This window comes from Dolichospermum sp. UHCC 0259 (genome assembly GCF_009711935.1).
Classification (GTDB): Bacteria; Cyanobacteriota; Cyanobacteriia; order Cyanobacteriales; family Nostocaceae; genus Dolichospermum.
In genome coordinates, this window is the sequence record NZ_VIKX01000201.1 from 1 (window position 1) to 12,567 (window position 12,567).

Here is a 12,567-nt window from a genome sequence, read left to right on the forward strand (position 1 = left end):
ATCCTTTCATAAAGGGAGCGGTAGAACCATCTTTTCAGCATTTCTGCTAAAGATATCTGGCGTTTTCTAATATAACGACCAACCAATTGTAAAGCCAGAGGTAAGCAACCTAAACGCTGACAAAGTTCCTGTGCTTGTGCTGTTTCTGAAGTTAATTTATCAGCACCAATCAATTCAGATAGTAATGCCAGTGCCTCTAATTCAGAAAGGATTTGCAAAGACAAAGAACCAGATAAATCTAGCTTTAGTCTCGTTGTGATCAAAACCTGAAATTGAGATGGTTGTGGCGGCAAATAAGGCTGAATCGCCGGATAATTCTGGACATCATCAAGAACTACTAAAGTATTACCTTTTTGCCAACGTTGCCAACACCAACTTACCTGTTCTAATAAATCAACATGATCCGGTGGTTGTAAACCTAAACTTGTGCGACAAAATTGAATAATTTGTAAACCAATATTTTGATCTCTAGCTTGCAACCAACAAATACCCCCAGGATAAGTATTTAATTGTAAATGCAAAAAAGAATATTGGGTTGCCAATTCAGTTTTACCAATACCACCCATACCTTCAACAGCAGCAATCACAGCCGAATTATTTGCTTCTAAATGCTGATGAATCAGTACCAGTTCCTTTTCCCGTCCGACAAACTTCTTTGTATTACTACCAGGGATATTGTGAGGAAACCCTGTAGGTGGAGGAATATCACTTAAATTATTGACGGTTTGATAAATTTGAGTAATATTTCCAACTGTGATATTACCCCCAGCTTGGACATTTTCAAAGATTTTCTGGACATTTTGAAAACTGGGATTTATAGTCATAATTTTAAGATTCTTGACTTAAATTACCCACATCAATATTGCCAGCTTTGATATCTGTGAGCATGGTTTGTTCAATTGAACCACCACTCCGGGTAGTTTTTTGGGTGATATCCTGAGCTTTTAAATCTCCAGTTAATTCAATTCCACTCAAAATCACCTGACGGATATTTTCATCTTGTGCTTTTAGTTCTTCAACCAGCAATTTCAGTTGATTGGCAAAAGTTTCATCAGCATTAATGTATGCTTGCAATTCATCTTGTAACTTAGTTTTATTTACTTCATTTGGATCTTTTTCCGCACGAATCAATAAACCTTCCATTCCTTCGGCTTTTAGCTTTTCTCTAGTAGCGCTAACCAACTTTGCAAAAGTATCCGCGACTCCTTTCGCTAAAGCTTTTCCACCTTCTTTGAGTGCTTCGGAAAAGAACAAGGAAACAATTACCGCACCAGTGAGTGGTTCTACCATAAAAATTACACCTTAATTGATTAATACAGCACAAGTATATATCATTCGCAACAGGTCAAGCAACAAACAAGAAATTTCCAGCCTTTGCTTATTTGCATTTCTGCGCGAAATAAAATCTCTACCAATACTTTTCGGTTAAGGCTAAAAAACAGTAACTTCTGGGCGAAAAAAACAGTAAATTCTGGGCGCAGGCCCTGCGCCCCTACGGTGAGGTGATACTATCTTTTTTTGGAATTATGGGGGCGTTGTTGGGGGTGATCTCCATTTTTAGGGACACTAGCAGAATTTAATTGTTTGCGACCATTAGTAATAATTTTTAACATTTCTTGAATATCCTGTTCAATATTAGCCAGAACGTTATCGGCGTATTTATCAGCACCATCTTCAATTTCTTCGGCTTGGGAAATTGCAGTTTGGCGCATTTCTTCTAATTCTTGTTGACAAGCGCGACGTTTACGGTCAATTTCTGCGAGGGTGTCTTGCATCATTGCTTCACAATCCTGCTGGACTTGTCGCCGCAGTTGGTCGGCTTCTCTCTGTGCTTGCCTGACAATATCACTTTCGGATAAAATTTGCGCTCTTTTGGCTTGAGCTACGTCTACTACCTGTTGTCCATATTCTTCTGCTTCTAGAAGAATTTCATTCTTTTGTGCCAAAATATTTAGTGCTTCCTGAAACACTGTTGGTAAAGAAAGACGGACAAAATCCAGTTGTTCGAGTAATTTATCTTCATCTACTAAGGTACGTCCCGTCAGGGGAATCCTCAAACTAGAGAGAACTATTTCCTCTAATTGGTTGAGTTCGTGCTGAATATCTACCCCTGCTGTTGGTTCTGGATTGCCAATGGAGGGGATACCATTCACGTACTCTCGTGGGGGAGGATTGTTGCCGTTGTGGTTGGGTTCGAGGCTAGGGATTTTTGGTTGTAGCATTGGTATATATCTAGGGCAATGTGTGGGGGAACAAGATGATCAACAGAGCCACCAAACCTGGCAATCTCTTTTACCACACTACTACTTAAAAAACTATACTCATTTGATGTTGCCAGAAAAACTGTCTCGATCTGAGTAGACAATGTTTTATTAGTGTGAGCCATTTGTAGCTCTATCTCAAAGTCAGAAACCGCTCTTAACCCCCGTAACAAAACTTGCGCTTGTTGCATTTGGGCATATTTTACGGTCAAACCGTCAAAGCTGTCTACTCCTACATTTGGTAAATGTTTTGTAGATAGACGAATTTGTTCTAATCTTTGCTCTACTGTAAACAATGGCATTTTATTGGGATTGCGGAGGACGGCAACTATGACTCGCTCAAATAAACGGCTACTGCGCTGAATGAGGTCTAAATGTCCCAAGGTGATGGGATCAAAACTACCAGGATAAATAGCAATCACAATGTTATTTTAAGTGATTATATTGACGGATTTTCAAGAGAACTTTATTAAATCTAACATAGGGAGGAGTCAGGAGTCAGGAGTCAGGAGTCAGGAGAGAAGAAGGAGGGAAGGAAGAAGAAGGGAAGGAAGTAGGGGCGCAGTCCCTGCGCCCAAAAGTTAAGAGTTTGTTTTTGTGTGGATTTAGCCGGAAATTTTGGATCTCATGCAAGTGCATACCGCTATAGTGACTAAGGCGTACTATATTATTGTGTTTCATCTCCATAGATTTCAAATTCCTATAGGTAATTTTGTATGGTAGTGGATTTTTCTGTTTTGCCGTTGGGGTTTTTATTTACTTCCCCTGGTCCGATTGTGGTTAAATTGGGACCTATTGTTATTCGTTGGTATGGGTTATTGATTGCTTCGGCTGTGTTAATTGGTGTTAGTCTTTCTCAATACCTAGCCAAGCGTCGTCATGTTAATCCTGATTTAATTAGTGATTTATCAATTTGGTTGGTGATTGGGGCTATTCCTGCGGCTAGGTTGTATTATGTTTTGTTTCAGTGGCCAGAATATTCTCAACACCCAGAACGGATAATTGCCATTTGGCAAGGGGGTATTGCGATTCATGGGGCAATTATTGGTGGTGCGATCGCAGCGTTAATTTTTGCTAAATTGAATAAGGTATCTTTTTGGCAATTGACTGATTTGGTTGCTCCTTCGTTAATATTAGGGCAAGCCATTGGTCGGTGGGGAAATTTTTTCAACTCGGAAGCTTTTGGTGGACCAACTAATTTACCTTGGAAATTATATATTCCCCCAGATCGTCGTCCTTTGGATTTGGTAAATTTTGAATATTTCCATCCCACTTTTCTGTATGAATCGCTGTGGAATTTAATGGTGTTTTCGCTGTTACTAACTTTATTTTTTCGCGCTTTATCTAAAAAACCCCGGTTGAAGGTAGGGACGTTATTTTTAGTTTACTGGGTTGCCTATAGCTTGGGACGGGTTTGGATTGAAGGTTTACGCACAGATAGCTTAATGCTAGGACCTTTACGGATAGCACAGATGGTAAGTTTAGGAGGAATGACTTTAGGATTATTTGGGTTGGCTTGGTTGTATATATTCAAGCGTCCTTTACCTGATGTTGTTGCTTCGCTAAATGGAGAAAAAAATGCCCCAGAGTAATTAATCTCCAGGGCTTAACCAGGGTGCATCTACCATCTATTTCTACTAGGCAAAGTGGCTGAATCCGGATAGTGCTAGGGAAATGCTAAAAGTTTTTTTTGCAAGGTTTTGAAGGGTGGCATGAATGAGTGAATCTACTAGTAATTTGAGTTTTTCTAAGTATCCAAATTCCTTGGAATCTGCGGTTTATATTGTTGGGGCAGGACCAGGAGATCCTGATTTATTAACGGTTAGAGCGCAAAAGTTGTTGAGTGCGGCTGATGTAATTTTATTTGCAGATTCCTTAATTCCCGAACAAATTCTAGATATTTGTCGTGTAGATGCCGAAATTATTAAAACAGCAAATCGGACTTTGGAAGAAATTGTACCACTGATGATTGACGCCGTGCGATCGCATAAATCAGTCGTCAGGCTACATTCTGGTGATCCTAGTCTGTATAGTGCTATTCATGAACAAATGCAGCTATTAGCCGATGCTAATATTCCTTTTGAAGTTATCCCTGGTATCAGTGCCTTTCAAGCTGCCGCAGCTAAATTGAAAATAGAGTTAACTGTCCCTGGTTTAGTCCAAACTATCATCCTCACTCGCATTAGTGGCCGTACCCATGTTCCTGATACTGAAGAGTTAGCAGCTTTAGCAGCCCATCGTGCCAGTTTATGTTTATATTTAAGTGTGAGCCATATCACTGAAGCTCAAGAGAAATTGTTAGAACATTATGATCCAGATACTCCAGTAGCAATTTGCTATCGCTTAGGCTGGCCAGATGAAAAAATCCGGGTTGTAAATTTAACACAAATGGCAGATTGTACCCATGAAGAAAAATTACGGCGAACTACACTTTATGTGATTAGTCCAGCACTACTACCAGTAAGTGGGCGCTCCCGCTTGTATCACCCCGAACATAATCATTTATTCCGTTCATCTCATAATCTTGGCTAGTACAAAACGGCGTAAATAAACCAACCATTCTAAATCCTCCAAAAGCCTATACTGTCTTCATTTTGACTTTTGACTTTTGACTTCCGCCTTGCGGTACTAGTAGTTCGTCAAATAAATTTTGATGGGTAATGGAAAAAAACTTCTGTTCTTCCCTCCCCCACCTGGCTTCACTGAAGATGAAATATCGCTGAAAAAAACAAGATGAACAAAAGTAATATTGGTACAGTTACTATTCCTGGGTATACAATTACTGAACTTATTTATGCTAGTAAAAAAACTACAGTTTATCGTGGTCAACAACAAACAACACAGATTTCAGTTATTATCAAGATTCTCAACGCAGAATATCCCGGGTTGCAGGATTTAATAGCATTTAAAAATCAATTTGCTATTAGTCAACAAATAGATCACCCAAATATTATTAAATCTTATGCCCTAGAAAAATATGGTAATAGTTATGCCCTAATTTTGGAAGATTTTAGTGGTATATCTTTAAGTGAATATACCAACTTACAAAAATTAGATATTAACTCTTTTCTGCCTATTGCCATTGCAATTACTAAAGCATTAGAGTTTTTGTATGCCAGGAGAATTATTCATAAAGATATTAAGCCAAGAAATATTCTCATTAATCCCGAAACTCAGAAAATCAAGCTGATAGATTTTAGTATTTCCTCCCTATTACCAAAAGAAACAGCGGGCATCAAAAGCCCGAATGTATTAGCAGGGACACTTACCTATATGTCTCCAGAACAAACGGGAAGAATGAATAGAGGCATAGATTACCGCACTGATTTTTATTCTTTAGGAGTAACTTTTTATGAATTACTCACAGGACAATTACCTTTTTATAGTCAAAATCATTTAGAATTAGTATATTGCCATATTGCCAAAGAGCCTATTTATCCTAGAGAAATTAATCCACAAATCCCTCAAGTTCTTGCAGATATCATTATTAAGTTAATGGCAAAAAACCCCGATGATAGATATCAAACAGCTAGAGGAATTAGATATGATCTAGAAATATGTCAAAAAATGTTATTAACTGAAGATGAGATTAATAACTTTGAATTAGCAAAAAGAGATATCAGTGATAGGTTTCTAATTCATGACAAACTATATGGTAGAGAACAGGAAATTATTGCTTTATTAAATGCCTTTGAAAGTATCAGTGCTGGTAATAAAGAATTAATGTTAGTCGCAGGATTTTCTGGGATTGGTAAAACTGCTGTAGTTAATGAAGTTCATAAACCAATTGTTCGGCAAAAAGGTTATTTTATCTCTGGTAAATATGATCAGTTTCAGAAAAATATTCCCTTTTCTGCCTTAGTGCAAGCATTACGCAGTCTCATGAGACAACTGCTAACTGAAAATATAGTGCAGTTACAAGAGTGGAAAACCCAGATTTTATCAGCTTTAGGAGAACAGGGACAGGTAATTATTGATGTTATTCCTGAACTACAACATATTATTGGACAGCAACCACCCGTTACCGAACTCACAGGTAATGCTTCAGAAAATCGCTTTAACTTATTATTTAGTAAATTTATTCAAGTATTAGCCACTAGCAAACATCCATTAGTCATTTTCTTAGATGATTTACAATGGGCTGATATAGCTTCCTTAAAATTAATAAAATTATTAATGTGTGCAAAATATACCAAATACTTATTATTAATTGGTGCATATCGAGATAATGAAATTAACCCAGGACATCCTTTAATTATGACATTAGATGATATTCGTCAAGAAAATATCACAATTAATCAAATTATTTTACAAGCTTTAGATAAATCTCATATTAGACTATTAGTCACAGATACTCTATGTTGTCCAGAATCAGATAGTCAAGACCTCACAGAACTACTTTTAAGAACTACTCAAGGTAATCCATTTTTTGCCAATCAGTTACTTAAATCATTACATGAAGATGGATTAATTACGTTTAATTTTAGCCTTGGTTATTGGCAGTGTGATATCAATGCAGCTAAAGCTTTATATCATCACCATGATATTGTTAATTTTCTGAAAACACAATTACAAAAATTACCTAGAAATACTCAAGATATTTTAAAAATAGCTGCTTGTATTGGCAACCAATTTGATTTGGCTACCCTATCTATCGTTTGTGAAAAATCCCAAATCCAAGTAGCGGCAGAATTATGGAATGCTTTACAAGAAGAACTGATTATCCCCCAAAATGAAGCTTATAAATTTTTTACGGACGAACAATCAGCATTTGATCTTTTTAACTTAAATTTCACAGTTAATAACACTGAATTAATTTTTGTTAAATATAAATTTCTCCATGACCGAGTTCAACAAGCAACTTATGCCTTAATTTCTGATGTTGATAAATCAGCAACACACTTAAAAATTGGTCAATTACTGTTAAAAAATACCAATACAGTGGAACTAGAAGAGAAAATATTTGAGATAGTTAATCAGTTAAATATTGGGATGGAATTAATTACTAATCAGTCAGAAAGATATGAATTAGCTAAGTTAAACTTAATTGCTGGTTGTAAAGCCAAATCTTCTACTGCTTATGAAGCTGCTGTCAGATATTTAAATGTAGGCTTGCAACTTTTAGCCGTAAATAGTTGGGAATATGATTATGAATTGACTTTAAATCTCTATGTAGAGTCTGTAGAAGCAGAATACTTAAATATTAATCCTGAACAAGCAATAACCTATATAGAAATAGTTAGAAAAAATGCAACTAGTGTATTAGACCAAGTAAAGGTATATAAAAAACAAATGCTCATGTATGACATGGAATCAAGCATTTATACAGGTCTACAATTATTAGAGATGTTAGGAGTTACCTTAGAACAAGTACCTCCAGAAAATGTCAATATTGAGGATTTAATAAGTTTACCAAAAATGATAGATCCTTATGCACTAGCAGCTATGGGGATATTAGTCAGTCTCAGTCTTGTGGCTTATATATCAAATCCATCATTGGTATTGCCGATTATATTTACAATGATATATCTATCTAGTAACTATGGAAATTCTGCGGAATCTGCCTATGGATATATTGTTTATGGTTTTATCCTTTGTGATACTTTTGCGGATATTGATACTGGATATAGATATGGAAAACTAGCCTTTAATTTATCAGATCAATTTGATTCTAAAGTAATCAGATTTAGAGTTGTCATGTTGTGGTATTGCGAGATAGTGTATTGGAAACAGCATTTTCGAGAATCAATCGCTCCCTTACAAGACATTGCTCACTATGGTTGGGAAATTGGTGAAACAGACTTTCTGGGATCTTGTTGTACCGGACATATTTTTATGTTATTGTTTGCCGGTGAAAATTTAGTAGATGTATATGAATATCTAGAATATTATCTGGCTTTAATATCTCATCGAAAACTGGATTGGCATACTCAAAATCTAAAAATTTGGCAACAGATCATTTTTAATCTTATAAATACAGGTACAGACATAAACTATGTTGAATGTCAATTTAATGGTGATTTTCTGACCGAGGAATTATTTTTGTTTTTTGTCAATAGTAAAAATCATAACTCTCTGTTTGGATTTTATCTTACGAAAACAATTCAATTTTATTTATTTGACCAACATAAGAATGCTGTTGATAGTGCCATTTTAGCGAAACAATCTATATCAGCAGTCATTGGACAAGTTATTGGCAGTGAACATAATTTTTACTATTCTTTGGCTCTTTTAGCTGAATATCCCTATTTGCTGGAACATGAGCAGGTAGAATCCATGCAAGAAATTATATCTAATCAGCAAAATATGAAAAATTGGGCTATTCATGGCCCCATGAATTATCAACATAAATATCAATTAATTGAAGCAGAAAAAGCGAGAGTGTTAGGAAATAATTGGCAAGCAATGGAGCTTTATGATCAAGCAATTGCTGGAGCTAAAGAAAATAAATATCTTCACGAAGAAGCACTAGCTAATGAACTAGCAGCTAAATTTTATTTGAGCTTTGATAAAGAAAAAATTGCCAAAACTTATTTAATAGATGCTTATTATTGTTATGCTAACTGGGGAGCTAAGGCTAAAATCCAGCATTTAGAAAAAACCTATCCTCATTTACTGGAAACTATTATTAATCAAACCAGAACTAAATTAACAGAAGGTGAGGTAAGTACACTAATTAGTAAACACAGTTTGACTGGTGTTTCTGCATTATTAGATTTAGAAACTGTTACTAAAGCATCTTTAGCGATTTCTTCAGAAATTCAGATTGACAGGTTATTGCATACTCTCATGGAGGTGATATCAGAGAATGTTGCCGCAAATAAATCTGCGTTGCTTTTGCAAAAAGAGGGAAATTTAATATTAGTAGCTCAATGTATAAATGAGTATGAATGTACTTTGTATACTACACAAAGTAATGGAAATCAAGATTTGCCATTAAGTATTATTAACTATGTAGCTAATATGCAAGAATACTTGCTTGTTAGTGATGCTACAACTACTAAGGATTTTGCTCATGATTTATATATTATTCAGCATCAACCTAAGTCTATATTATGTACTCCTATTATGAATAAAGGACAATTAATTGGTATTCTCTATTTAGAAAATAATCTGACTGTAAATGCTTTTACGAGTGATAGGTTAAGAATACTAAATCTCCTATCTTCTCAGGCTGCTATTTCTCTAGAAAATGCCCAACTCTATAGTGATTTAGAAGAAAAAGTCACTCAAAGGACTCAGGAACTCAATGAAAAAAATCTGCACTTAGAACAAACATTGAATGAATTAAAAGCCACACAATCACAATTAATTCAAACGGAAAAAATGTCCAGTTTAGGACAAATGGTTGCGGGTATTGCCCATGAAATTAATAACCCTGTCAATTTTATTTATGCAAATATTGAACACGCTAGTAATTATATTGAATTTATTATCAATTTACTGAATTTATATCAAAAAGAATATCCTCATCCCTCAGATACTATTGAAAAACATAAACAAGACAATGATTTTGATTTTGTTATTCAAGATTTACCTAGAATTCTTGATTCAATGATGCTAGGTTCAGAACGTATCCGCAAAATTGTTTTAGGCTTACGTAATTTTTCTCGTCTGGACGAATCTGCTACAAAACCTGTAGATATTCATGAAGGAATTGATAGTACATTAATGATTCTCCAACCGAGATTCCAAGAAAAATTAGGTTATTCTAGCAATGTAATAATTAAAAAATATGCTGATATTCCCTTAGTCCAATGCTATGCTTCCCAACTGAATCAAGTATTTATGAATATCATTAGTAATGCTATTGATGTTTTGAAACAGCGACAAGAAAATTTATCTACTACCGAACTAAAAAATAATCCTAGTCAGATAATTATTCGCACTAAAATTATTAATAATAATTGGGTACAAGTTTCTATTAAAGATAATGGTATGGGAATAAATCCTGAAGTTAAACAACGCATATTTGATCCGTTTTTCACAACCAAACCAGTGGGAGAAGGTACAGGTTTAGGATTATCAATCAGTTATCAAATAGTGGTAGAAAAGCATGGTGGTAAATTAGATTGTATCTCTGCACCCGGAAAAGGAACAGAGTTTATCATTGAAATTCCGATTAAACTTCACCAGCAATAAAACTCCTACTCTCCGCGACTCTGCGCCTCTGCGTGCAAAAAATATATTTAACTTTGCATAACTGCATCCAATAGTAACCCAGCCCCAAACCGAATAGGATCTGTACAAGGTAACTTAGTTTCTGCTATGATTTGAGCGATCGCATTTTTTGCCTCTACTTCCCCCAAATTCCGCGTATTCAAAGCAATTCCCACCACCGGAACAGGACGAAAAGCCCCCGCACCACTGGCAACAATTTCATACATCCGAATCACCTCCGATAATACTGGAATCGGTATATGAGGATTATTACGGTTATGGGTTTGTCCTGCTTGATGCACCAATATTAAATGTGTAGGCTGAGAACCCCGAATTAACGGTAAAGTTGCCGTTGAACCAGGGTGTAAAAGAGAACCCTGCCCTTCAATTTGCAAAATGTCGTAATGTTGACCAAAACGCATTACTAACTGTTCCACCGCACCAGCAGCAAAATCCACCCGCACCGCGTCTAAAGCCACTCCTTCCCCTTCCAGCATTAACCCAGTTTGACCGGTAGCCAAAAACTTAGAACGGATACCCCGCAACTTAGCCACCCGGTGTAATTCCAGACTTGTGGACATTTTGCCAATAGCCATATCCGTTCCCACCGTCAACACCCGCCGACAGGGCAAATTTTGCGCCGCTGCTGATGCTACATCTAAATTAGCCGGTTCTTTGCGGACATCCCAAATTAATTGTCCTGGTTTGAGGAGGGCAGTTAATTCCGGTATATTTGCCATTGGTGTATGTAATCCATTTACCAACGACATTCCGTCTTTGAGGGCATCTTTGATATCCACCCAATAATCATCAGGAACAGCACCACCTTTAGGCGCAATCCCAATTACGAGAACTTCCGGTTTATACTGTAAAGCTGCCGTTAAAGATGCCACAATTGGCACATCTCTCTGAATACCAGTTAACTCGACTAAAGATTTACCGACAGTTTCTCTATCAATCACCGCCACAATGGGGGACTCGCTGTAACGTAAAATTGATAACCCCGTTTTTCCCTGAACTCCAGTAATTCCCTCATGGAGAAGAATTGCTATTTTTTGATTAAGCGACAGACGCACAATGTTTCACTCCCAAACCAGGTAAATTATTCGGTAAAACTCGCCCATTTTCCACCACTGCACCAATAAAAGGATCATCAATTAAATTTAAATGACTATCTAAATCCAAATAATCAGCCAGTGGTGCAAGTTGTAAAGCGGCGGTATTAGCAAGACAACTATCAGAATAACAGCCAAACATGACTTGTAAATTGTGGGCTTTGGCTGTATTCACCATTCGCATAGCTTCGGAGATTCCCCCAGATTTCATTAATTTGATATTAATACCATCCACATAATTAGCTAATTGGGGAATATCCGCACTGGTAAAGCAACTTTCATCTACAAAAATTGGTAACGGCGAATGTTTTTTCAATTCGGCTAAATTTGCTTCTTCACCTCGTGCTAAAGGCTGTTCTACATACTTTATTCCCAAGTCAGCTAACCAATTACACATATTTATGGCATCTGTTAAACTCCAGCCGCCATTAGCATCAACAAACACATCTTTTTCGGCTGCTTCTTCCCGTACCGCTAACAACATTTTTTGATCTGCTTCTATTCCCTCGGTTGAACCTAATTTGACTTTTAATAATTGCACGTCCATAAATTGTAACCAGTCTCGCGTCCTTGCCCTTGCACCTGCTGGGGAATTAATGCCAATTGTTACCGATGTTGGTGCGATCGCATTTTTATCCAGTCCCCAAAGTTGCCACAATGGCAAATTCACGCGCTTACCCAACCAATCATGTAATGCCATATCCACAGCCGCTTTGACTGCGGAAGGAATTTGCATTTGTTCTAATAGTGCCTCAATTTCCTGCCGTTGCCAAGGGCTATATTTTTGCAAAGCAGGTATGATTTGCTGCAAACTTTCCTGGATTTTCTCGGTAGATTGCCTATGATTGCCCACACCAAAAGGTGATGCTTCTCCCCAACCTGTAATTCCTTCTGCGGTAATTTGTAACCAGATATTTGTTGTTTGTGCTGTTGTGCCGCGACTAATTGTGAGGGGAAATCGTTTGTTGACGGTAAAGGTTTGAAAATTGATTTGCATATAGGAGTTAAAGGTTTTTTGGTGTCTGGGTTTA

10 protein-coding genes are annotated in these 12,567 nt (G+C 36.6%); 4 read left to right on the forward strand and 6 right to left on the reverse strand.

Annotated elements, in window-relative coordinates; translation table 11 throughout:
• The 4 genes from FJR05_RS16245 to coaD all read right to left on the reverse strand — a co-directional run.
• A partial coding sequence (locus FJR05_RS16245) for an NB-ARC domain-containing protein (RefSeq protein WP_254446963.1) occupies nucleotides 1-824 on the reverse strand: 824 nt, incomplete at its 3' end.
• 4 nt (nucleotides 825-828) lie between these two features.
• Entirely contained in the window at nucleotides 829-1,290 is a 462-nt protein-coding gene (locus tag FJR05_RS16250) for a hypothetical protein (RefSeq protein ID WP_168645060.1), read from the reverse strand.
• Between the two features lie 218 nt (nucleotides 1,291-1,508).
• Nucleotides 1,509-2,222 carry a DivIVA domain-containing protein gene (locus FJR05_RS16255; protein WP_168645061.1) on the reverse strand — a complete coding sequence of 238 codons (714 nt, stop codon included), beginning with the start codon at nucleotides 2,220-2,222 and terminating at the stop codon, nucleotides 1,509-1,511.
• Nucleotides 2,150-2,683, reverse strand: coding sequence for a pantetheine-phosphate adenylyltransferase (gene coaD, locus FJR05_RS16260; RefSeq protein ID WP_168645062.1), 534 nt, complete (start codon nucleotides 2,681-2,683; stop codon nucleotides 2,150-2,152). Before coaD ends, FJR05_RS16255 begins: the two co-directional genes overlap by 73 nt.
• 13 nt (nucleotides 2,684-2,696) lie before the next feature.
• Here coaD and FJR05_RS27000 point away from each other — a divergent pair, with 13 nt between their 5' ends.
• From FJR05_RS27000 to FJR05_RS16275, 4 genes are all read left to right on the forward strand, one after another.
• On the forward strand, nucleotides 2,697-2,846 hold the full coding sequence (locus FJR05_RS27000) for a hypothetical protein (protein ID WP_217385609.1): 150 nt from the start codon (nucleotides 2,697-2,699) through the stop codon (nucleotides 2,844-2,846).
• 131 nt (nucleotides 2,847-2,977) lie between these two features.
• On the forward strand, nucleotides 2,978-3,853 hold the full coding sequence (lgt, locus tag FJR05_RS16265) for a prolipoprotein diacylglyceryl transferase (RefSeq protein ID WP_168645063.1): 876 nt from the start codon (nucleotides 2,978-2,980) through the stop codon (nucleotides 3,851-3,853).
• A 124-nt stretch (nucleotides 3,854-3,977) separates the two neighbouring features.
• Complete coding sequence (gene cobM, locus FJR05_RS16270) at nucleotides 3,978-4,793, forward strand: precorrin-4 C(11)-methyltransferase (protein ID WP_168645064.1); 816 nt, start codon at nucleotides 3,978-3,980, stop codon at nucleotides 4,791-4,793.
• A gap of 201 nt (nucleotides 4,794-4,994) precedes the next feature.
• Nucleotides 4,995-10,403: an ATP-binding sensor histidine kinase gene (locus FJR05_RS16275; RefSeq protein ID WP_168645065.1), complete on the forward strand. Its 5,409-nt coding sequence runs from the start codon at nucleotides 4,995-4,997 to the stop codon at nucleotides 10,401-10,403.
• Between the two features lie 47 nt (nucleotides 10,404-10,450).
• Here FJR05_RS16275 and FJR05_RS16280 read toward each other — a convergent pair whose 3' ends face one another.
• Both FJR05_RS16280 and FJR05_RS16285 read right to left on the reverse strand, forming a co-directional pair.
• Nucleotides 10,451-11,497 (reverse strand): DUF1611 domain-containing protein, encoded by a 1,047-nt coding sequence (locus tag FJR05_RS16280; protein ID WP_168645066.1) that lies wholly within the window; start codon nucleotides 11,495-11,497, stop codon nucleotides 10,451-10,453.
• Complete coding sequence (locus FJR05_RS16285; protein WP_168645067.1) at nucleotides 11,481-12,533, reverse strand: dipeptide epimerase; 1,053 nt, start codon at nucleotides 12,531-12,533, stop codon at nucleotides 11,481-11,483. The genes FJR05_RS16280 and FJR05_RS16285 overlap by 17 nt, the downstream gene beginning before the upstream one ends.
• Between the last annotated feature and the right edge of the window lie 34 nt (nucleotides 12,534-12,567).